Below are 23,994 nucleotides of genomic sequence, written 5' to 3'. Positions count from 1 at the left end.
CTCTAAAGGTTATAATTATTATTTTGTTAATGGATTCCTAAGAAAATTCTATTTATTAAATAGCTAATGCTTTTCTATAAACCTCTTCATATCTAAGAACCATATTTTCAAGACTAAATTTTTCAGCAGCTAATGGAACCCTCTTTAATAAAGAGTGATAATAATCGTGATTGTTGGCGAGTTTTGTCATTGATTCTGCTAATGCTTTTACAGGTATTTTCCAGTTTGTAAGATCAAATAATTCTCCAGCAAATCCCTCTTCAGTAAGAAGCATTTCCTCTATTTCTCCAATATTGCTTGCAAGGACCGGTTTGCCAGAAAATAAGCAATCGATTAAAACTAAAGGAAAGGACTCCCCTTTAAAGCGGGATGGGATGAGACCGAGATCGGAGGTTGCGAAATAATCCCTTACATTGGATTTGAATCCTAGAAAATGAATGAATTCAGAGGCATACCTGGTACGTAGGCGGTTGTATTCTCTCCCATTTCCCACAATTAAAAGCTGAATCTTACGATGGCTTCTTTTTCTCGCGAGCGCTACAGCGGCAATCGCTTCTGCCCAACCTTTTTCGGGAATGGCTCGGGATACCAAACAAATGAGGAAATCTTCTTCAGGTATTCCAAGTTCTGCCCGGGAAACTGGGTTAATTTCATGCACAGGTAAAGCATTGTCTATGCGAATCGATTTATCTTTCAATGAAGGAAGGGTTATGGGTGTGATATTTTTTTGTGCGGTATAAACAATTTGATCAATGTGCTTCTCTAGGTGAGCTAATACTTCAGGGAGATGACGCGGTTGTACCATTTCATACATTCCATGCATGGTGATGACTCTTCGTACATGGGGATGATCTACAGGAAAACCCAGATCCACAGAGGCATGATGAGAATGGACAAGCTCTATACCTAAATCCTCAATCAAATCGGCATTCAAGGTAATCTTATCCCTTTCGAGTACAGGGATTAATGGAGAAAGCATGTTGCGAACGCCTGATTCTGTTTTATCGCCGCACCAGTTAAGAAATGTCACAGCATGTCCTTTTAGCTTTAATTTATTCGCAAGAAAAATGGGAAATGTTTCCCCTCCGCCTGACGTTATTGCATAGGCAGCCATTAAAATATTAGATTTTCTGGTCGAGCATTCAGGCGTTATACGATCTAGATTATACAACTTCGAAAATTCATCTCGTGTACTGTTCCCTCTGTGTTCCTTCCAATGTTTATAAACTTCCATTGCTTGGTGTTGGAGCGCTTCATGGCTTACTTTGTAAAGTTGACACATGATTTGGCTTGTTATTTCTTGCTCACGATAATAAATATCCAATTGCTGGATTTTTGTTGCGGTGTTATTCGGGTGTTGACGATAAAAATTGGTTACATGAGGGCTATAAGCTACCAATCCACCCTGGATTAGTTTCAAATAAAAAATCCAATCCCCATATAATTTTAAAGTACTCCATAAATGTTCCAGTTGAGAATCAATTTTTTTAGGATTCCTAAAAAGGGCGCTGCTCACATTAGGAACAATATTCTTGATGGCCCAAGCATCATTCACTAATTTGTGGGCTGATTTTATCCAAGTATTTTTCCAATCTATTTTAAATGAGGATAGGTAATGCTCTGTAGTCCAGATTTTCTGAGGGGGTGAGCCTGTGACGAAGTCTGTCCTACAAAAAGCGAGCATGACTGCTTCATTGATAAAATATTTAACCAGCTCTTCAAGAAAATGGTCTGAGGAATAATCATCACTTTCTGCAATCCAAATGAAATCGCCTGTAGCTAATTCAATTCCTTTTTTCCATTGATGAAAGACACTCCCGGAATTTTTTTCATTGACATGATAGGTTGTATTTTGCGGAAAGCGGTGCAGGTAATCTTTTAAAATTTTATCGCTTTCATCCGTAGAACAGTCATCAAGTAATAAGACTTCGAAATTGGAATAGGTTTGAGAATATATTGAATCTAACCGGGCTTTTAAAAAAGGTGCATGGTTGTAATTGGGTACAATAATGGAAATTTTGGGTTTGAAATCTTGAGGTATTGCTCTAGGGATCTCGTAGATGCTCTGTGGTTCCGAAGCAATTTTCCCTTTAAATTTTCTCGAAATGTGATGAGCAATACTGGTAAATGGTTTTATAATTTGATGAATCATTATATATCTAGTGAATAAATATCCTGCCTAATATAGATCATTATTTATCAGAGAGATAGGAAAAGTAAATTACTTTTAAGGCTTATTTAATTCGTATCAAAAAGGTTTTAATGACACTTCATTTTGTTTATTATAATTATTGGTTTTTGGAGATTTTTCTACAGGGTAGTTCATGAATATAATAGACACAAAAATACCGGAAATAAAAATTATTGAACCACGTGTTTATGGTGATGATCGTGGTTTTTTTTACGAATCTTTTCAAGCAGTACGTTATAAAGAATTGATCGGCATCCACGATAATTTTGTTCAAGATAATTTATCACGCTCAAGTCGAGGTGTTTTACGGGGTTTGCATTATCAAAGCCAGCAAGTTCAAGGTAAATTAGTTACTGTTTTAGCTGGGGAGGTTTTTGACGTTGCGGTGGATATTCGAGTAGGTTCCCCTACCTTTGGCTCATGGGTCGGAGTCGTTCTTTCTGGAGAAAACAAGCGTCAAATTTGGATTCCCAAAGGTTTTGCTCATGGATTTTACGTGTTAAGCCCCACTGCTGATTTCTTTTATAAATGCACCGATTATTATCATCCTGAAAGTGAACTTTCCATTCATTATTTGGATCCCCAATTAGATATTGATTGGCCAATAGAAGAATCACTCCAACTATCGGAAAAAGATCAGCACGCAAGTCCTTTGGATGTAATCAACCCTCAATTTCTACCGAGATATCAATGAAAATTCTTGTAACAGGGGCTAAAGGCCAAGTTGGCTCTGAAATTACCAAACTCTTTTTTGTCGCAAATCATGAGGTTGTTGCCGTATCCAGAAAAGAACTGGATTGCTTTCATTTAGATAAAGTCCATGCCACATTAGAAAGAATCAATCCAGATTTGATTATTAATGCAGCTGCTTATACGGCAGTAGATAAGGCAGAAGATGAAGCCCAGCTTGTCCATGTGGTTAATACTGAATTTGTGCGGTATTTAGCTCAATATTGCAGCCTAAGGGAAATACCTTTAATTCACTTATCTACAGATTATGTTTTTGATGGGTTAAAAGAAGAATCATACACTGAAACAGATACGCCAAACCCTCAAGGAGTCTATGCGCAATCAAAGTTTGCTGGCGAGCAGGCCATCTTATCGCAGCTTAAGGAACATATCATTTTGCGTGTCAGTTGGGTCTTTGGAATATACGGCTCTAATTTTGTAAAGACAATTTTAAACTTAGCATCCACCAGAGAAGAGTTAAGAGTGGTTTCCGATCAGTGGGGTAAACCTACTGCTGCCCGGGATATTGCCAGAGCTCTTTTGAAAGTAGTAGAGAAGATGAGCCAGCCCGGTTTTTCAGAGTGGGGAATATATCACTATGCCGGTGAAGGGAAGACGAACTGGTATGAATTTGCCAAATTTTTTATTCAAAATGCAGAAGAAAAAGATGCTGTTTTGACTTTAAAAAATTTAATACCTATTAAGTCAGAAGAATATATAACTAAAGTGAATAGGCCCGCAAATTCAGTTCTCGATACCACTAAAATTCAAAAAATCTTGGGTATTCAACCCCATCACTGGAGAAATTATTTAGCAGAAGTTATAGATCAATTTATTCTACGGACTAGAGAAACAGCATCGGTATAGGCTTACAATTATCCCTTTTTTACGGATTTTGGGCATTTAGAAGCTGGCGGAACTCAAACTCAATTACGAGTTTCGCCTCATAATAGTAATATTTTAGAAATGTTTATTTGCTTGGAGTAAATCCAGCAAATAAGTTCCATAATTGTTTTTACTAAACTTATTCCCAATTTCTTCAAGTTTTTCTGGACTGATCCATTGGTTTTTATAAGCAATTTCTTCTAAACAAGCTATTTTTAACCCTTGCCGATGTTCAATAGTTTGGACAAAAGCCCCTGCCTCTAAAAGGCTTTCGTGAGTACCTGTATCGAGCCATGCGAAGCCACGTCCCAGCAGTTCAACGTGAAGGTTTGAGCATTCGAGATAGTACTGGTTAATACAAGAGATTTCTAATTCTCCACGATAGGATGGGCGTACTTGTTTGGCTATCTCTACCACTTGATTGTCATAAAAATAAAGCCCTGTTATGGCATACTGCGATTTAGGTTGTTTTGGTTTTTCTTCTATTGAAATTGCTTTCATTTGATCATCAAACGTGACAACCCCAAAACGCTCAGGATCTTTGACTTGATATGCGAAAATAGTGGCTCCATTTTGACGTGACACAGCTTCCTGAAGTTTTTTTATAAATCCATGTCCGTAAAAAATGTTATCCCCAAGTACCAAACAGACACGGTCCTGGCCTATGAATTCTTTTCCAATAACAAAGGCTTGGGCTAATCCATCAGGGCTAGGTTGTAAGGCATATTGTAAATTGATACCAAATTGTTCCCCGCCGCCCAAAAGACGTTGATATGCCGGACAATCTTCCGGGGTGGTAATGACAAGGATGTCGCGAATACCTGCCAACATCAAGACAGATAAGGAGTAATAAATCATTGGCTTATCATAAATAGGAAGTAATTGTTTTGATATGCCTTGTGTAATTGGGTAAAGACGTGTACCTGAGCCTCCTGCGAGCACAATTCCTTTCATGCGGATAATTCCTCTTCCTTAATTTTTTGCTTATGCATTTTATTTAAAATAATTTGGCACCAACTTTGATTCTGAAGATACCATTCCACTGTCTTTCTCATTCCTGATTCAAAAGTTTCTTTTGGTTTCCATCCTAATTCCCTTTGAATCTTTGTTGCATCGATTGCATAACGTTTGTCATGTCCAGGTCTATCTTTAATATGGGTAATTAAATCCCGATAAAAAGTAACGTGAGAGGGTTTTCCAGGGAATAAATCTTCTAATAAATCACAAACCGTGTAGGCTACCTCAATATTTTGTTTCTCATTATGACCCCCTATGTTATAGGTAGAGCCTACCTCTCCTTTTTTTAATACCAAATAAAGGGCATGAACATGATCATTAACATAGAGCCAATCTCGAATTTGTGTCCCATTTCCATATATGGGTAAGCTTTTTCCGGCAAGGGCATTATGAATTAGAACAGGGATTAATTTTTCAGGATATTGATAAGGACCATAGTTATTAGAGCAATTGGTGATTATCGTAGGCAATCCATAGGTTCTATGCCATGCTCTGACTAAATGATCAGAACTTGCCTTACTTGCGGAATAGGGTGAGCTCGGGGCATACGGAGTTTTTTCAGTAAAAAATTCATTTGTATTGTCCAGGTCCCCATAAACTTCATCGGTAGAGATATGATGAAAACGAAAGGTCTCTTTTTGCGCTGGGGATAAGGACTGCCAATAAACTCGTGCTGTCTCAAGTAAATTATAAGTACCCACAATATTGGTTTGGACAAAGTCAGCGGGTCCGTCTATAGATCGATCGACATGGCTTTCTGCTGCCAAATGCATGACTGCATCGGGTTGGAATGTAGAAAAAACGTGATTCAATTGATCATGAGACCGTATATCTACTTGTTGAAAAATATGACGCGGATTATTTGAAATACGATGAAGGGACTCTAAATTTCCTGCATAGGTCAGCTTGTCTACATTGATTACAGTATCTTCAGTATTCTCAATAATAAAGCGAACTAATGCGGAACCGATAAAGCCGGCACCCCCTGTAATTAAAATTTTCATATAAAAATTTATTTTCCTTTAAAAGTCCCTTATATGACTTAATATTTAATTTTATTAGTAGTCATTTTATATTTATCCTTTGAATTATTCTCAATGAAATAGACTCATGTCAAGAATAAATTGAATAGGTTTTAACTTAATTTTTTTGCGAAAAAGCTTATTTACAGAAAAAATCTCTGTCGCAAAACACCCTTGATGAACAATAATATTTTTAATTTAACAAGATAGGATTTAAAATGCACCTTTACCAGATTTAAAAAATCGCCTAATCTTAAGCCAAAAGAAAACTCCAAGGGTAATACAATCCCAAGTTTCAGTGTTTTAGGTTATCTATTTTAGGAGAGTCATTCATGCGTAAATTAGTACTCTGGGGACATAGTGTTGACGAATATCGTGAGATGTTTGATTTGTCTCAAGAGGATATGAATTCCCGAATTTTGGAATACGGATGCGGACCCAGTGCAGTAAACGCGCAACAGTTCCAGGAAGCACATGAAGCTGTAAGTTGTGATCCTTTATTCGTCTTGGATAAAGACACATTATCTTCCAAAGCAGTTATGATTTTTGCACAAATGGCAGAAGATGTTCGTCGTCACCAAGATCAATTTGATTTTGGTCGTAATGGAAGTCTGGAGCAATTACTTGAGCATCGGCGTCATGGAATGAAAAAGTTTTTTGAGGATTATGAACAAGGCAAAGCGGATGGGCGATATTATGGCGCAGCCGATTATCATTTACCTTATCCTGATTTTTCTTTTGACTTTGCATTGAGTGCGAACTATTTGTTTGCAGATTTAGAAGATCAAACAGTAGAATTCCATCTTAATGTCATTCGGGAGCTTGCAAGAGTTGCTAAAGAGGTTCGAATTTTTCCGTTAAATGATATGGAAGGAAAAACTTCTGAATTTTTAGGCCCTGTTTTACTTGAATTACAAAAAGAAGGTTTTGGTGTAGAGATTAGAGAAGTAGACTACCATCTACATAAGTCTGAAAACGCGATGCTGCGGGTATGGGCTCAAAAATGTGATCTTTAATCAAAAAAACCTGGGAAACCAAGTGCATTCAATAGCTTATTGACAGATTCCCAGGTAACAAGGTTTTTTATGTACTCAAAATTACGTCCTTTACTTTTTAGTATGAATCCTGAAAGTGCCCATGCTTTTAGTTTGTCTGCATTACATTACATCCCTCAGTTTTGTTTTAAAAAGATACAATCCAATCCAATTCACGTTTTAGGGCTCCAATTTCCCCATGTTGTGGGTTTGGCAGCAGGTTTGGATAAAAATGGCGAACATTTAGATGCCTTGGCAAAATTGGGTTTTTCGTTTATTGAGCTGGGTACGGTTACCCCAAGGCCACAGATAGGTAATCCAAAACCTCGATTATTTAGATTACCGGCAGCTGATGCCATTATTAATCGGATGGGATTTAATAACCAAGGCGTTGATGCCTTAGTCGCGCACGTAAAAAGAGCCCGTTACAAAGGTGTTTTGGGCATTAATATTGGCAAAAATAAAGAGACCCCATTAGAGAATGCAGCGGATGATTACATCCAATGCCTCAATAAAGTTTATGAATTTGCTTCTTATGTAACAATTAATATTTCCTCTCCAAACACACCTGATTTACGTCAATTGCAGCAAAAAGAATATTTTGCCAATTTATTGTCGCAAATTCAGACAGAACAAATTAAATTATCCGATCAATTTCAACGACATGTACCTTTAGTCGTTAAAATATCACCGGATGAAAATTCCGAAACCCTGAAGCAAATGACAGAAGTTATTTTAAATTATGGTATAGAAGGAATTATAGCGACGAATACTACCTGTTCTCGTCACGGTGTGGCTGAGTTACCTTCTGCTGATGAATCTGGTGGATTAAGTGGTAAACCGCTATGGGAATTATCAACTCAGTGTTTGCGCTTATTAAAGCGTTATGTCGGAAATGATGTCACTTTAATTGGGGTAGGAGGCATCGACAGCTGCAGCAGTGCCCGCGCAAAATTAAATGCAGGGGCTTCATTAATCCAGATATATACTGGGTTAATTTACCAAGGACCTCATTTGGTATATGAATTAGCTCAGGGATTAAATTAACGTATCAAGAATATTTAAATTACAAGGTTATAGGACCAATGAAGTGTGTCACCAAAAATCTTGCAGCTGAAATGGAGTCCTGCATTAAAAAAACGCATATTGCAGTCACTCAACAGTATTCTAATGGCAGCATCTTTGAGCTGAATGGAGGCGCGGCTTGTTTTTCAGGCTTTGATTCTTACCTGTCTCAGGTTGTAGGATGGGGATTTGCTACAAAAAACAAATACTTTAAATCAGAAATAGAAAGTATTGAACAATTTTACAAAAATTTGAATCATCCGCGTGTAGATATCGAATTATGTCCTTTTGTAGGAAATGATCTCACAGTATTTTTAAGTCAGCGCGGTTATAACATCAGTGAATTAAATAATGTTTCAATTCTTAATGTAAAAACATACCAAATTTTAGAATGTGTTACAGCACCTTTTACAATCAGGAAAATAAATCCAAGTGAAACAAGGGATTGGGCGAAAAAGGTAGCTCTTGGCTTCAATGCCCCTGAAGCAGAGGATCAGTTTTTTCGTTATGCTCAATCGAAAGGTATTATTGCTTACGCGGTTTATGATAAAAATACAATAGTAGCTGGAGCCACAGTTGCAATACATGGTGATTTCTGTGATTTAGGTGTTACCAGTACTTTACCTGCTTATCGTGGACAGGGAATACAAAAAAATTTATTAAAATCCCGATTAAATGACGTAAAGCATTATGGATTATCTTGGGCCATGGTTACTACAGAACCCGGAAGTATCTCTGATTGTAATGTACAAAAAGTAGGTTTTCATTGTGCTTATACCCGTATCAAAATGACCCTGGAATAAAAATGGAGCACCGAAAATAACTTTTTTCTGCATAAAGCGGTATAAAATGAACTCATATTGATTCTGTACTTGTTTTAAACTGTTCAATTTAGAAATATCATTTTAGCCTGGATGCCGCGCAGTGGCATCCGGATCTTGAGACGCCTGAATTCCACTTTCCACGAATATTAGCACTTCAAGGTAATTACAGTTACAATAACCCATTTTTCGAATGTACCATTTGAGTCATGACAAAGAATCTTTCTGTGAAAACCGGCATTTTATACAAACGTTTACTGGCTTATGTAAAACCATTTTGGCCTATATTGGCTTTAGGTATCTTTGCCAACATTTTGTACTCCCTTATAGACGCTGGCTTCACCTACATGATGCGTCCTTTTTTTGATAAAAGTTTTATCAATGTGGATATGAATTTTATAAAGAAAATTCCTTATATTGTGCTCATTGGGATTACTTTGAGAGGTCTTGTTAGTTCTTTGGGTAGCTATTGTATGACTTGGGTAGCGCGCTCTGTTGTCAAAGCACTCCGAGAAAAAGTTTTTAAACATATTCTTCATTTACCTGCAGATTTTTACGATGAGGCCACTTCAGGTCAAATGCTGTCTAAGATTCTTTATGATGTGGAGCAAGTGGCTCAAGTGAGTGCAGATGCTCTAACCGACATTGTTCAAAATACCTGTTTGATAATCGGTTTTCTTACGGTCATGATGGTGATTTGTTGGCAATTGTCGCTCATGTTTTTATTAACGATTCCCTTTGTTGGTTTTATTGTGAATTATACCAACAAACGTGTGCGTCGAATAAGTCATAAAGTACAAAAAACGATGGGTGAGGTTACTGAAATAGCCAGTGAGGCAATCGAAGGATATAAAGTTGTACGCATTTTCGGGGGGGTAGGTTATGAATCCGGAAAATTCAATCAAGCCATTGAGCATTCGCGTCAAAATGATATGAAAGTTGCTGCAAGTAAGGCGCTTAACGTATCCGGAGTGCAGATTGTCATTGCTATCGGGATTGCAGCAATCATTGCCGCAGCAATTCAACTGTCTACAGTAGTGATTATTTCTGCCGGATCTTTTTTAGCAATTATCGCGGCGATGATCCAATTAATAAAACCTATGAAAACTTTAACTACGCTTAATGCAGTAATTCAAAAGGGATTGGCTGGCGCCGAAAGTGTGTTCAATATGCTAGATATACCTATTGAACAAGGACAAGGGATGGTTTTATCACAAAGAGCAAAGGGTGCAATAGAATTTAAAAATGTATCGTATGCCTACAGGCAAGGCGAGTTGGTATTACATGATGTGAGTTTCACTGTTGAAGCAGGAAAAACGGTTGCCCTGGTAGGTCATTCTGGAAGTGGGAAAACAACTATAGCCAGTTTATTACCTCGTTTTTATGAAGTGAGTCAGGGAGTAATCACACTGGATAATATTCCTATCCATCAAATTGGCTTGGCCAGCTTACGTGAGCAAATGGCATTAGTCAGTCAAAATGTGACGCTTTTTAATGATTCATTGGCGAATAATATAGCCTATGGCCGTTCTGATGTAAGTCGTGAGCAAATTATTCAAGCTGCCAAGATGGCATTTGCTGATGAATTCATTAGCCGTTTACCCGGAGGTTATGATACCCGTGTTGGAGAGAATGGTGTTTTGCTCTCCGGAGGACAGCGGCAAAGAATCGCCATTGCACGTGCCATTTTGAAAGATGCACCGATTTTAATCCTAGATGAAGCAACTTCTGCCTTGGATAGCGAATCAGAGCGCTACATCCAAATTGCTTTAGAACAAATTATGAAAAACAGGACTACTTTAGTCATTGCACATCGCTTATCAACAATCAAACATGCGGATAAGATTATAGTAATGCAACAAGGTCGTATTGTGGAAGAAGGTACTCATCAGGAATTACTTGCTTCTCATGGATATTACGCTCAGCTCCAAGGAATACAGCACCCCGATAAAACTCATGAAGGTGTCGTCGCTTAATGTCTCCTTTTCTGGAAAAACTATGGTACGGGAACCATCCATTACGATGGGTATTACGTCCCTTATCCTGGGTTTATTCGGCCATCATTTCTGTCAGACGCTATCTCATACAACATTATAAGCAAGTGGATTGTCCTGTCCCTTTGATTGTTGTAGGAAATATTACAGTGGGTGGGGTAGGGAAGACTCCTTTGGTTATTGAATTGGCCAAAAGAATAAACCAGAAGGGAATAAAGGTAGGCATCGTAAGCCGTGGTTATGGAGCAAAAACGAAGCATTTTCCTTATGAAGTCCAAAAAAATGACTCTGCTCAAAAAGTGGGAGATGAACCTTTATTGTTGGCACAAAAAACGAAATGTCCCGTGGTTATTGCACCCAAACGAAATCATGCTGTAGATTATCTTTTAAAAAAGCATCAATGCGACATAATTATTAGCGATGATGGCTTACAGCATTACCGTATGGGTCGAGCTATAGAAATTGCGGTTATTGATGGAACTCGGGGATTAGGTAATAAGTTATGTTTACCCGCTGGGCCTCTTAGAGAATCCGCTAAGCGTCTCAAACAAGTGGATTTTGTTGTCGTCAATGAAGGTCAATGGGAAAACGCTTATCCAATGGTGTTAAAACCAGGGAAAATAAAAAAATTAAATACAGATGAAGAAATTGATTCCCACACTTTAAATGAAAAATGGGAGGCAATAGCGGCTATTGGGAATCCCCAACGTTTTTATTCCACTTTGTTGCAATTAGGGATAGAATTCAATACCTGTTCTTATCCTGATCATTATCAATTTAAGCCAGAAGATTTGAATTACTGTAAATCACCTATTATCATGACGGAAAAAGATGCAGTGAAATGTCGCTCGTTCAGTTCGGATTCCATGCATTATTTGCCCGTAGACGCTGTCTTGGATGATGCATTTTGGGAAGCATTATGGTTACATCAACAGTTAAAAGGTTATTGCTGATTATGTTTGCTAGGATTCGCTGTTTTTTATTTTTAATGTTATTCCACATAAGTTCGGGACTCTCCGCATCTGAAGCTGAATCAATATTGCAGCCGGTGCAAAGCATTGATCCTTCAGTTGGAAGCTGGACTTTTTCAGGCCTGGTGAAAAATGAAAGTGGAGATAAGTTCGGTTATTTTTTTGAAGTACAGCGTCAAGACTCCGAATTTCATACAAAAGCTGCTTTAATTGATGGAGAAAGCAATCAATTAATATTTTTCTATGAAGGAAAAGAAAAACTACAACAATCAACTACTCTTGATTGGCATGTGGGTTATTCCTTTATCCGTTTTAATCCCATTAATGACAGTTGGATTTTTGGTGTAAAGACAGCAGAAAAGAAAGGTTTTAATTTTAAAGTGGATATGCTGAAGCAAACCAATAATATGAATGATATGGTTTTGCGGCCGGGGATAAAATTCCAGGTATTGCAGACCAGCCAACTCAACGGTCATATCCTTACTGGGGATAAAGAACAATTCGTGACGGGCAATAAAGCCTGGTTTGGTAAATTGCTCTTAAATCATGATCAAAAAGAATCCCACGAAATCAGTACTACTTTTTGTCGGCTTAATGATGACAATGGATTTTACTCAGCAAACCTAAAAGAAAAGGATGCAACCAGTGCTGCAGTTGCAGGTTGGCTTGATCCCCTTGGCAATAAAGTTAAAATGTCACAATTTGTTTCAATGAAACCTTTAGAAAACGATCAGTGCATGCTCAGTATTGGCTGGCCTAAACTTAATCTAAAATTAATCAATACCTTAAAAAGCAATGATTCTTCTCCTCATACCTTGGCCGGATTTTCTAAAGAGGGGCGTGAGGGTTTTTGTTTTATGACCCAGGAGTCTTTTTTAAAAAATACTGAATTGGCTATGAATCCAGTAAATAAAAATGCTTGATGGGAGTGGACATGAGCGCGCAGCAGTACTCGTGATTTAGGATATCACAGTGATTGTTGGCGCTTCACATTATATACTGCAAGATACACTCAGAGTATCTTTCGAAGTTTCTTTTAATCCTGTTTTTGGTTGCCACAATGGCGCTTCTACCTGTTTAATCGGAGAGGATTGCATTATTGCTAATTTCCGTTCTACCTCAGGAGGCAAAGCGAGTTCGGACGGAACTGCTTTCTTGGAAGGTGTTCCTGTACTTAAAGCGGTCATCATCAATTTGGGTGAATGAAGCTGTGATTGCATGCGTTTGGATTGAGCTAAATGAGGATCTAATTGTTCCTCCAATTTTCGGGCTTTTACTGAATCAACATACCACATGGCATCAGCTAAAGCAGGAATTCTCATGTTGGGTTCACCGTTTACCCACCAGCCTAAATCAGACATCGCTTCGCGTAGCATATCTGCTTTTTTGTCCTTTTTATCCAGAGCATGGCGTAAGATAATCATTAATGCTTTCTCTGATTGATGGTATGGGATTTGAATTTCCTTATGTGAAGGCAAAAATCCAAACCAATCATTTTCCAATTTCTCATGATATTTTTTTCTAAAGCGCTCACATAATTCTTTAGCACTTTGTTCCTTGGGCGCTGCCAATTTATATTTTCCTAGAGCTTCTTTACTTTTATAAAATTCGGACATTAACAGCGCATGCATGGTTGCTGTTGGATGAACATCATCCCAAAACATATGCTTGGCACCAGGAGATGTTCCATTTGGATTTAATTTGTAATCTTTGCTTTGGATATAAGGTTGTCTGAGTTTGTCTTTATCGAAGTATATTGAGTATTCAGATTGCTCACCTTTCTTGTCAATATCCTCATAAATCTTACTAAAGACTGTATCGATTTTAAAAAGGTCGATAGAGCATGCTTGACCTTTCTCATGCAACCGGGCTGTGAGTTCTGTATATCTCGATTCTAATAAGTCATTATAATATTTTGATATTCGTTGCGCTTCTTTACGTTCTGTTTCTGATTTATTCTGAAAACGAGGTGTGAGTGATAAATCGGGCAAATTACATAGAACAATATTTGTATAGCCTTGTTTCATTAATTTTTCGATATTGGCTATGTTACTTTCAACCGCCTTTTTAGCTGCTGCTTCAGTGGGCTCTGAATTGGCCGTAATCAAATCATTTGCACCGGAAAAAATAGTGATGAGTGTTTTACTTCTATCTTTATAATCTTCTTGTTTCTCGACATCACTTAAGAATTGATCAACCTGCTTGGATAAGTGAGACACGATTAAGCGGGTAAAAAAAAGCTTGATTGCAGTGAATGGATGAAGTAAAGAAAGAAAAGTTGTCTTTCCACTATAATCATAGGATGTAGCGCCGCCTTGACTGTAATTTGAAAAGAAATTATGGCCGTTAAACTGTCCGGTTCGGCCATTATCAAGTGAGTAATAATCTTCAACATACTCACGATAGCGGGGATCCATTATGGCTTGATCGGAGATATCATCATACGATTCACGGCTAGGATTTGCATGAACAGCTTGTTTTTTAGTATGGATTGGTTTGGTGCTTGTTTTAGTTTGGCGCGCTAATGCGATGTTACTAGGATTTGGTGATGGAAACTCACCAAATACATGATCTATCTCAATCGTTTCTTCTCTTTTTTTACGGCGTACTCTGGTGATTTCGGCTCCTACTTCAGGACCTGTATAATTTCTTTGTCCTGCGTGAGAAAGAATATCATCGCCTATGTCGGCATTATCCAGATTATCTTTTGCAAATCGATGTTCAGAATCTTTCTTTATCTTTGAATCATTAATAAACTTGGTAATAAGATTCGCGCGAAGTACATCAGCCCAGGTATAACCATTGGTAAAGCGCTCTTTAGGTGATTTGTCTAAGCCTAACGCTTTATCCCAAAGTTTATTAATCCATCCTCCAAGAAATCTAAATTTTTCTCCCATATTTTTACCATCAGAGAGACTGTCTCCGAATATAACAAAGTGTGTTATCTCTTTTGGTTCTTCTGAAGTGGGATTAATTTTCCTGGATTGGATTTTGGCGTCTGTCATATAAAATAACTACATACTGACTAAATATTGTTATTTTATAATGAAAATATTAAGGTTTTATTAATCTTGAGAGGATATTGGTTTTTTTTAAACAGTTGGTGCGTCTTTTTCAGGAAGAAACTGAGATAATGCACTGGCTAAGATCAAGGCGGCTGGAATAATTAAAAGGGCCGTTTGATAATCCTGCAATGAATGTACATTTGATGTGCCTTTGAAGAAATCCAAAAGATAACCCACAATAGGTTGTAATAAAGGGGCTGTGACCATAGCCAAGGTATTGGTAAATCCAGTACATGCAGAGAGTGATTCCGGGGGCGCCAGTTCATTGGCAATGGTAAATGCAAGCATATAAGCACCGCAGCATAAACCAATTGCAAATAAAAGGATTCCCACGAGAATCAAATGATGTATCGGAAAATAAAGAATAAAAAGAAATAAGAGCGCGGTCGATAAACAGGAAATATGAATAAGCGGTTTGCGCTTAGGCAGGTTGATGGACAACCATCCATAGATTGGACAACTTAAACCTGCCCCTAATAAAACCATGGAAGTTAAAATACTGGCGCACTCTAATGAACATGATAACTTAAGCTGAAGGAATGGAACCGACCACATGGCTGCAAAAACAGTGATAACCGAAAATTCTAATCCCACAAAAAGTCCATTAAGCCATACTAATTTGTTTTTTAACATCATCAATAAATGCTTTTTATATTCCTGGTGGTTAGTAATAACCGGCTTATTGCTGGGAATAATCTTCGCGCATAAAAAAGCAATGAAAAGGCCGATCATTCCTGCTGCACTGAGAAAATAATGCCAGCTTATATGATTTATCTGGGATCCCATGCCAATCATGCTGACTACGGTAACTGTAAACCCCAGGGTTTCAGTAAGGCCAATCATAAAAGCATATTGCTTCATAGGATAGTGCTCACGCAATACTCGAGTCATGCCTACAAAGGCAAAAGAAGAACCGCCGCCAATTATCAATCGGCCTAGAAACAATACAAATAAGCTATAACCGGTAGCAAATAAAAAACAACCAAGTGCACATAACAAAGCATTTAGAGACAGAAGCGTGCGGGTATTGAATCGATCAAATAAAAGTCCGACCGGAATTTGCATGCTGGTATAGACGTAATAAAAAGCACTACTTAATAAACCCGCGGTTAGTGCAGAGAGCTGCTTCTCCTGCATGATTGCCCCAATAACAATTCCAGAAGACAATTGCAGGAAAAATTGAAATAACAAAAAGAATACGCCAACCAGCCATATTATGGTTCTTTTTGAGGCTTGAGAATCAGTTGAAGACAATAAATTCATTAATTCTATTTCGAGAAAAAGGCGAAATATATCGGATCGTAGCAAAAGTGTAAATTTATTTTATAAAATGGTAATTTATGAGAATCCCGTAGAATAGCATTTGAGCCTTGGAGCTCCAGAGCTTTACCCCTCTTTGAATATTTTAATTGAATCATGTAAACCATTTTTGTAGTGTCATTAAAGGAAATGAGTGATAAGCGCACCAACGCTGAATGATGCCATCATCTATCTCTGAAGTGATTCCGTGTACACCCGGAAACAGCTGCTCTTTTAGTAGTGTTAACGCAGCCAAATTGTGTATGTAGAATTCTGGATCAATGTATTTTATTGGCGTCGGGTCTTCCAATACAAAATTAACAGGCATTTTGTGGTTAAGAATCTCCTCATCGCTAAAATGAGTACCAAATTCATCATAGACTCCCAAGTTTGCTAAAATTTTTCCACTGAACCATGAATGAGGATAAGGGTCCATTATGTTTTTTTGACCAGTGGCCGTTACAATTACATTGGCATTGATTAATTCTCTTTCTAATTCTTTGAAATCATGAGGAGAAATCGTTTTGACCCCAAGCTTATTCGCCATCTGGCGTTGTTTTTCATTCGGTTCCACGACAGTGACTGGCACTGCATTTTGTTTACAAAAATAAGCGACGCCTCGTCCTATCTTTCCAAAACCAAAAACAACCCATGTTGTTTCCACTGGATTTATTCCTGTTATTTGAGCTATTGCGCTATGGCAGCTTTCTGCACATCCAAAAACTGTTTCGAGTTGCTTTGTTAAAGTGCGATCGACGCTAATTACAGGAAAATCCAGCTTTTGCTTCCGATAAAAGTGATCTCCCGAGCCAGTGAGCTCGATGGCGCCAAGCCGGGGGTTTCCAAGAAACTGATACAATTGAGCGCCACAATCAAAGTAAATATCAAAATTTTCTCCTATAAGTAATCGTGGGTCAGCAATATAACGAATTTTTGCTTCATACAAAAAAGCTTCAGCTCGGGGATGAGGATAACAGAAGCTGGTGGGATTGGTGACGGTAACATCAGCACCTGCCTCGATTAAGCAGGCTATTTTTAATAAAGTATTTGTGACTACAGGAACATGGTGAATGACTTTTAAGCCATTCAAAGGACGAATGACGCTCCATTCTGCAATTTGTTCATGCATAAAAGGAGCTTCTGTCTTAGGGTATATTTCAAAGATCTTTTTGAATGCGTCCTGCATAGGGAACAATAATTTGATGATTATGGCCTATCCTAACATATTTGTCCTTCAGAGTAATAACCATAATTTTGAAGGGAAATGCCGCAGTTTCCGAATGAAACACACTCATGGCACATACATTGAATCATGTTTATTTTTGAAAGAGGGGCTTCTCTCCGTTTGTAATTCAGAATCATAACAAAACCACTGGGTAAGCCACTGTATCAATCTTGGGATTAAATCTTGCTTTCTAGGGAAGAAAGTATAATGGCTTGAGCGATTTTGAGGACTTCTCATTTGTTGAAGATAGTTGAGTTCATCCTGGAATAAATCATTGGTGTTTGTTCGATCCTTGTGATTTATTTTTCCATTCAGTGTATCAACAAGTTTATCCAGCTCCGGGAGATATTCTACGGCGAAGTTTTTTTGAATCGCTGCTTTGAGGTAATTTTTAGCAGCATGCTCATCTTTCAGTTGGAGGTGGGCAACCAAATCCTTTTTTAATTGGTTCCCATCATGATTGATTAAAATTGCATATTCAATAAGATATATTTCTGTTTCCGATTGTGCAGATTCAATCAAATTTTTATAATGATTTGCCCGAATTTTTCCTCGATAATAATCAAAACAATAAGAAAAAATACTCAAGTGTTCATCGCGATTTTCTAAATAAACGGTTAACGCGTCAGTACAAGTTTTTTTCAAGCTTCCCAAATGTGTTGTCGAGATTTCAACTGAATGCGACGATAAGCGTCTTCCAACAGTGGATAACTGATTGCCTGTTTTAAACTCCAATCCCTGACTCTCTGATAGGGCAGATACCCCTGAAAGTGATAGAGTTACTGACTTCGATGAAGTTTTGGGGGGCGGTATTCTTGTGATAAAGGATTGAATTGGGGGTAAAACAAAACTGGAGGGCAGATTGGCCTGTTTTAAACTTTCTTCAAGTAGCTTAATCGTTTCAGTAAATTCCTTTTTTGTCTTTTCTTCTTGTTCTTCATAGGGTGTATCAAACTGTTTGAGCATACAGTAAAGCTTGAATTCTAATTGGCATGATTTTTTCAATCGAGGGTTTTCGATAAGTTTTTCAAAGAGGTCTAAGTGAGGTTCGGCCAAATAATCAGGGGAAATATCTTTTCCAGCCATGATCAGTTTCATTCGTGCCAGATGATTGATGATTTCAGGATTTTCAATCGGAAGTTCAAGATCGATACTTTGGGTACTCACAATTTTCTGACAGTCTTCAAATATTTTACCAAGTTCTTCCAAGGCTTTTTTAACGGAAATGGGATTGAAAGTGTAGCGGTAAATCTCATGATTCAAATCAAGCTGCTTTTGAATCATATTCAATTCAACTTGCTCAAGTGTTTTATGAATCAGTTCATGATAGGGGGCTGCTAATTGAAATAGGATATCGGTATTGGTTTCTTTTAAAAGATGAAAGAGTTGAGGACGAACATCTGTTTTCTCATAATGGGCTACCAAATTTTCCAAATAGCCCTGAATTATTTCTTCTCCATGCTCTTTAATTGGGTCTTGTAAATCCCCATCCAAATCTTCCCATTTTTTATTGACTATGAGATTAGCCAGTGTGGCCCACTCTTTTTGTTGTATCGCTTCATCTATCAATTTCTTTAAACTGTATTTTTTTTCAAATAAAGGCAAGACATTTGCAAAAAGGACTAAATTTTTTAAAAAAGTGATGATACTGACATCGGGGACTACCGGGAGCTCACTCTGGGTAAACAAAATATGAAATACTTTTTCATTTTTTTCTTTAATGGCACGTTTTAATAAGCTAAATCCTATTACGGTTTTTTGTAATTGATGATCCTTTTCTGGGTTCTTAATTGAACTCAATAAAGAGGTTCTTGGATTTGGAATTCGAGTTTTTAAAAATAAAGAGTACAATCTGCCATAGCCTTCTAGATAAGCTGTTTCATAAAGAGAAGAAGGGGGTTGATGATCAAACAGCGAATTGATGGCATCTCGTCGTTCTATTGGATTTAAACTAAAGTCTTTAGCAAGAAGCAAGTTGGCAATTTTTGCTTTCTTTTGAGTACAACTAAACAGAAACAACTCCTTGAAATCCAGTCTGAAGTCAAGGTTCGATTCGATAAATGCCTCTAAAACAGAGTCATTGTTTTTTTCTATTGCTTGTTTGAGTAATTCTAAAAGGGAGGGATTAAAATGAGTATCAGGGGTTATTTTTCCCGAGTTCAAAAATCGGACAACCAGGTTTTTGGCATTGTGAATTAAAGCCGAAGTAAAAATCTGTTCCGTTAATTTCTGGTCAATAGATATTTTTTCTTTATGGATTAAATAATCGACTGCTCTTAATAAATGGTTTTCTTCCAGGATGGAAACAAGCTTTTCCCTATCTTTTAATTTGGGAATCTGTTGCAACAGTATGATGATTCCATTTTCATTTTTGTCTTGAATTAACTCATTGAGGAGTGCATTAACTTCCTCTTCTTCCCAGTCCACTTTCACGCATAATACATTTGCTAAATTTAAATGTTTCCTTTTGAAACAATCTTTTATTATTTTTTTCTGAGCAGACACTTCAAGATTCAATGAAAAGGTATCAGGAGGAATTTTATGGGTATGTATCGCTCTATTCAGTTTGGTGAGTTGTACCGTGTTCGCGAGTGAATTATTGAGATAACTGTTAAAGAGCTTTGGTTCTTTCTGCAAACAGAGGGAGATTATTGGGCTAATATTCCATTTTAATCCGGATTCAAGTATCAGCTGTTTTATCTTGGGAGTCGCATGATCAAAACAGTTTTCAATAATTGAATAATCATTATAGTCATAACACAATTCAATCAAAGCACGAATATCTTGTGTATTGCGCAATACATTGAATTTTAGTTCGACTAAAGCAGACAAAATGGAGATGTCTTCTTCTACTATTGCTTTTCCATAAAGAAATTCTAATGTTTCTTGTTCAATAGGACTTTTTTTATGTTGAAGCTTTTCATGAAGAAATAAGCTCATTTCATTATTGCCATTCAATATGGCAACAGTAAGAGCACTTTTGATTAATTCGACAGGAATATTATCGTTCCATGCATTCTTGATAATATGATTCTTTCCAAGGAAAATGAGAGCGTTGAGAAGGGGGGTGGTTCCTAAGGGTGTTCTTAAATCAATGGCATTGTAGTTAAGACTGTCAACTAACTCCCAAACATTAGATTGTGTTTGTTCCGCGTATGCACGTGCACAAAATTCAAAAATAGTTTTGTCATGGCGTTCAAGGCAATGAGACAGCAAGTCTGGATCATGGTTATCCATAGTAAAACCATTCTCAAGAAGTCTTTTTAGAGTGGTCGCATCAATCTCTTGAATCAGATCTTTATTGATTATTGAGGGAAAATCTCGTGGGTTTATTGGTCTCGAATTTATCTCTTGAAGTAGTGGAGTTAAAACATGATGTTGATTAGCAAGTGCTGCAAAATGGATTTGTTCGATGATTTGTTCTGGTGTTAAATCATTTAAAAATTGTTCTATTGTAGTCCGTTTCACTTCCTGGTTGAGATAAGTCAAAATTTGTAAATGATTAAATGCTCTTTGAACTGGGTGATGTGGTAATAAGTTGAACTGCTCCAGAAGTTTTAAGAGTTTTGAAAAATTCGCTTTTTTCTTTAGTAACAATAAATAAGAGCTTATGGGGTTTTCAAAAATCTGTTGAAGTGTATTTTTTAGTTCAGTTTGTTCTTCAATAGAAGTGTAGGTTTGTAGATAGTGATCCATTAACTTTTCCGATTCTTTGTGACAACCGGAAGTTAATGTTGTTTGTATTCCTGCTAAAACTGCCTTTTTTAAAGTAGCTGATTTAGGTTGTTGTAATAAAAGATCGTTAAACTCTGGCCGGAAATATTCTTTTCCCAAAAGCTCATAATCAATTTCATTATGATCAAACAAGTATTTGAGCGTTTCTCTATCTCTTGCCATTGCTGCAAAGAAGCATGAACCCGCAGAAACTGGGTCGGCAAAGGCGATTTGATGTATTTCATCATGAGAAGGATAGGTTTCAGGGACTGAATTGGGATGGCTGAATGCGCGTAGAATCAAACCGAAAGAATTTTCTTTATATTCAAAGCAGTCCTTTATCTCTCTGATCAATTCTTCAACTGTTTCAAATTCTTGGGTTTCGGTGTTGTAGTTTGGATCATAAATCGTGTAAGAATATTTTCCGTTTTCAAATGATAGGGCGATCGCATGAGTTCTGCTGCAAATTAAATAAGATCTATTGTTCCTCCCTATTTTTTTAAAAATTTCAATCCAGTGCGCCTCACTCGTTGTAAGGCCTAAATTGAATTCACTTTGAATGGGTTTATTTTCAGCATCGAGATATTTTTCCACATCACTTTGCATCATTTCATAATTACTGTATCGCTCGACAAGGAATGCTTTTTGTATTTTGATAATAAAGCCTAGAATCGTGGGGGCTGTCCCAAAATGATGTGTTTTGGGTAAAGTAGCTAATTGATTCAATAAATAAAAGAACTGCTTTCGTTTGTTTTCAAGGGAATACTGAATATAGAGTGCAGCAAGTGCCGCACATATTCCTTTTTTGTTGAGAAGAACGTCAATAGTACCTTTTTGTTTTAAGCAAAGATTTACCGAGTTAATAATTTTGCCCTGATTCGGCATAGAAAACCCCTCTGTTTGGATGCAAAATTATAATTGTCACTTTAATTTAAATCAATTCACTTTGATTTATAATTTATCATTTGAAATCAAGTGTGTTCTCTGCTGAATACGAACGATTAGCAAGAGGATTATTTTATTCTTCTAAAAAAATTTCTTGTGCAGGAGGTCTTAAATTGTATTGAGAACTCATACAATGTCCATAAGCACCTACATTGGCAATTAATAAAACATCCCCCTCTTGAGTCTTTGGAAGATGGCGATCATAACCTAAGGTATCTCCTGATTCGCAGATTGGACCAACTACATGCGAAAACTGAAATTTTTTTGAATACAATTGACTCAGATTCGCAATATCATGATAAGCCCCATATAAAGCAGGCCTAATTAAGGAATTCATTCCGGTTTCAACTCCTATAAATGTTACATCGCCTTTTTCCTTCAATTGAGTAACCTTTGCTAAAAGGACACCACTTTCAGCAACAAGAAAACGACCAGGCTCCATCCAGAATACCAAATCAGGAAATTGGGTTTTCACCGCCAATAATTTATTATCTAATTGATGCAAATCCAAAGGTATTTGCCCTTGTTTTTCTACAATCCCTAAGCCGCCGCCTAAATTGATTAATTGAATGTGAGGGAATTTTTTAATAAGAGAGGTGAGTAGGATTGCAGTTTGCTCCCAAAGCTCGGGAGTAAGGATTCCACTTCCCGAATGAGCGTGTAAGCCAATGATTTTGATATTCTTTTCATCACACACTACTCTAAGGTGATCAATATCTTCTTGGGCAATACCAAACTTTGACTCATTTCCTCCAGTGACGACATGTTTGTGATGACCAGCTCCCGCTCCTGGATCAATTCGGACAATGATTTCTTTATTCTTAAATAATTCTGGCCAGCTGAGTAGAGGATATACATTATCAATGGTTACATAGCACCCAACATCTAGTGCAAACTGGTATTCTGTTTTTGACGCAAAATTAGGAGTAAAGAGCATTCTATGTTTATCTAAATGGGGAAAGAGGCCGATGATTCGTTTTAATTCTTGAAGGGAAACGCATTCGAAACCAATACCTTTTTTTTCCAATGCTTTGAGTATGAGCGGATGGGGATTGGCTTTCATCGCAAAAAACAATTGATCGATAGATTTTAAATTCAATAAGTGTTCAGCCTGGGATTGTTGAGTTGGGCCATGATATACATAACAAGGGGAGTGATTCTCCGCGATAGCTAGCAGTCGCCTACGTTCTATTTCCCACCAGGGTTTGTGATGAATTACGGAATTCTCCTTTTTTTGAGGATGATATACTTTTTCAATCTGAACGATAAAATTGTCTAAAACAGCACAATGCCCAATGAGATAATCATCCCGAATGGTACATAACTGTTCGAGTGCTTCAAAAAACTGATCCGTCTTATTTTCAAGGGTATAAAGTTCATATAATTCTTTCAAAATGTTATAAACTTCTGATTGGTTTAATTGAATATCCTTATGGGATTTTTGTTGTAGGCACGAGATGAGCGCATGGGTAATCCGGTAGTTATTTGACATTCTGAGCTCGTTTAATTGCTATCATATGTGAGTATAATTTACTGAATGTTTTAATTCAATTCAAGTTGGCAAAACTATGATTAATCGTGGTTTTGATGTTCCAAATTGATGCTTGCAATTTTATTAGTGCTCAAATAGTCTGTTAATAAGTAAATTTGAATCATAAGGATATGAAATGACACAAAATAAAATTGATGTAAATGATGCAGGGAAAACGGGTGCCTTACTTGCGCTTGGGAACACTGTTCTAGCCCCTCTTTACTGGGTAGATGCAAAGTTTGGATTAACCACAGCGATACTGGCTACAGGGGCTTTTTTATATGGCGCCCATGAAGTAGGTAAAAAAAGAAGACCGATTGAAAATAAAGTAAACAGTTTGAATTCTTTTTTTGGAAGTAAAACAGGTGATAAAAGTACTGAAGTGGAGAATGCAATAGCAAATATTGTCGTGGGTGGTTCCGCCATATTTGATGAGATTATGCCAAAAGATAATAAAGGTCCTTAGTGGGTTTTTTTATATTTTTT

Annotated in this window: 16 protein-coding genes and 1 pseudogene; 9 read left to right on the top strand and 8 right to left on the bottom strand. The window is 37.2% G+C overall.

Annotated elements, in window-relative coordinates; translation table 11 throughout:
- Positions 1-55: 55 nt before the first annotated feature.
- Entirely contained in the window at positions 56-2,152 is a 2,097-nt protein-coding gene (locus BU07_RS17065) for a glycosyltransferase (protein WP_051635614.1), read from the bottom strand.
- 172 nt (positions 2,153-2,324) lie between these two features.
- On the opposite strand from BU07_RS17065, the gene rfbC reads away from it, so the two are divergent.
- Together rfbC and rfbD are read left to right on the top strand one after the other, a co-directional pair.
- Positions 2,325-2,885, top strand: a complete 561-nt coding sequence (gene rfbC / locus BU07_RS0114905) for a dTDP-4-dehydrorhamnose 3,5-epimerase (RefSeq protein ID WP_031567420.1) — start codon at positions 2,325-2,327, stop codon at positions 2,883-2,885.
- Positions 2,882-3,787, top strand: a complete 906-nt coding sequence (gene rfbD, locus BU07_RS0114900; protein ID WP_031567418.1) for a dTDP-4-dehydrorhamnose reductase — start codon at positions 2,882-2,884, stop codon at positions 3,785-3,787. The genes rfbC and rfbD overlap by 4 nt, the downstream gene beginning before the upstream one ends.
- A gap of 93 nt (positions 3,788-3,880) precedes the next feature.
- Here rfbD and rfbA read toward each other — a convergent pair whose 3' ends face one another.
- Together rfbA and rfbB are read right to left on the bottom strand one after the other, a co-directional pair.
- Entirely contained in the window at positions 3,881-4,759 is an 879-nt protein-coding gene (gene rfbA / locus BU07_RS0114895) for a glucose-1-phosphate thymidylyltransferase RfbA (RefSeq protein ID WP_031567416.1), read from the bottom strand.
- A complete protein-coding gene (rfbB, locus tag BU07_RS0114890; RefSeq protein ID WP_031567415.1) occupies positions 4,756-5,826 on the bottom strand; it encodes a dTDP-glucose 4,6-dehydratase in 1,071 nt (356 codons plus the stop codon). The genes rfbA and rfbB overlap by 4 nt, the downstream gene beginning before the upstream one ends.
- Before the next feature lie 350 nt (positions 5,827-6,176).
- On the opposite strand from rfbB, the gene BU07_RS0114885 reads away from it, so the two are divergent.
- The 6 genes from BU07_RS0114885 to BU07_RS0114860 all read left to right on the top strand — a co-directional run bounded on the left by BU07_RS0114885 (position 6,177) and on the right by BU07_RS0114860 (position 12,652).
- On the top strand, positions 6,177-6,860 hold the full coding sequence (locus BU07_RS0114885; RefSeq protein ID WP_031567413.1) for a hypothetical protein: 684 nt from the start codon (positions 6,177-6,179) through the stop codon (positions 6,858-6,860).
- Positions 6,861-6,929: 69 nt separating this feature from the next.
- Positions 6,930-7,925 (top strand): quinone-dependent dihydroorotate dehydrogenase, encoded by a 996-nt coding sequence (locus tag BU07_RS0114880; protein ID WP_031567411.1) that lies wholly within the window; start codon positions 6,930-6,932, stop codon positions 7,923-7,925.
- Positions 7,926-7,963: 38 nt separating this feature from the next.
- The gene (locus BU07_RS0114875; protein ID WP_031567409.1) at positions 7,964-8,746 is read left to right on the top strand and encodes a GNAT family N-acetyltransferase; all 783 of its coding nucleotides are present in this window, start codon (positions 7,964-7,966) and stop codon (positions 8,744-8,746) included.
- A gap of 227 nt (positions 8,747-8,973) precedes the next feature.
- The gene (gene msbA / locus BU07_RS0114870) at positions 8,974-10,740 is read left to right on the top strand and encodes a lipid A export permease/ATP-binding protein MsbA (protein ID WP_031567408.1); all 1,767 of its coding nucleotides are present in this window, start codon (positions 8,974-8,976) and stop codon (positions 10,738-10,740) included.
- Complete coding sequence (gene lpxK / locus BU07_RS0114865) at positions 10,740-11,711, top strand: tetraacyldisaccharide 4'-kinase (protein ID WP_031567406.1); 972 nt, start codon at positions 10,740-10,742, stop codon at positions 11,709-11,711. The genes msbA and lpxK overlap by 1 nt, the downstream gene beginning before the upstream one ends.
- Positions 11,712-11,713: 2 nt before the next feature.
- On the top strand, positions 11,714-12,652 hold the full coding sequence (locus BU07_RS0114860; RefSeq protein WP_031567404.1) for a hypothetical protein: 939 nt from the start codon (positions 11,714-11,716) through the stop codon (positions 12,650-12,652).
- Between the two features lie 69 nt (positions 12,653-12,721).
- Here the strand turns inward: BU07_RS0114860 and BU07_RS0114855 are convergent, their stop codons facing one another.
- The 5 genes and pseudogenes from BU07_RS0114855 to lysA all read right to left on the bottom strand — a co-directional run.
- The gene (locus BU07_RS0114855; RefSeq protein WP_051635613.1) at positions 12,722-14,734 is read right to left on the bottom strand and encodes an SGNH/GDSL hydrolase family protein; all 2,013 of its coding nucleotides are present in this window, start codon (positions 14,732-14,734) and stop codon (positions 12,722-12,724) included.
- Positions 14,735-14,821: 87 nt separating this feature from the next.
- Positions 14,822-16,057, bottom strand: coding sequence for an MFS transporter (locus BU07_RS0114850; RefSeq protein WP_084157915.1), 1,236 nt, complete (start codon positions 16,055-16,057; stop codon positions 14,822-14,824).
- 151 nt (positions 16,058-16,208) lie between these two features.
- The gene (locus BU07_RS0114845) at positions 16,209-17,279 is read right to left on the bottom strand and encodes a Rossmann-fold NAD(P)-binding domain-containing protein (RefSeq protein ID WP_031567398.1); all 1,071 of its coding nucleotides are present in this window, start codon (positions 17,277-17,279) and stop codon (positions 16,209-16,211) included.
- Positions 17,280-17,384: 105 nt separating this feature from the next.
- Positions 17,385-21,917, bottom strand: a complete 4,533-nt coding sequence (locus tag BU07_RS0114835; RefSeq protein WP_084157913.1) for a hypothetical protein — start codon at positions 21,915-21,917, stop codon at positions 17,385-17,387.
- 133 nt (positions 21,918-22,050) lie between these two features.
- Positions 22,051-23,181: pseudogene (lysA, locus tag BU07_RS0114830) on the bottom strand (diaminopimelate decarboxylase); the annotation flags it as partial.
- 463 nt (positions 23,182-23,644) lie between these two features.
- Here lysA and BU07_RS0114825 point away from each other — a divergent pair.
- Complete coding sequence (locus BU07_RS0114825; protein WP_031567392.1) at positions 23,645-23,974, top strand: hypothetical protein; 330 nt, start codon at positions 23,645-23,647, stop codon at positions 23,972-23,974.
- The last annotated feature ends 20 nt before the right edge of the window (positions 23,975-23,994 follow it).

Source organism: Legionella wadsworthii DSM 21896 = ATCC 33877, assembly GCF_000701265.1.
Lineage (GTDB): Bacteria > Pseudomonadota > Gammaproteobacteria > Legionellales > Legionellaceae > Legionella > Legionella wadsworthii.
Note: the sequence above shows the minus strand (reverse complement) of the source record. Positions and strands in the feature narration are given on the sequence as shown.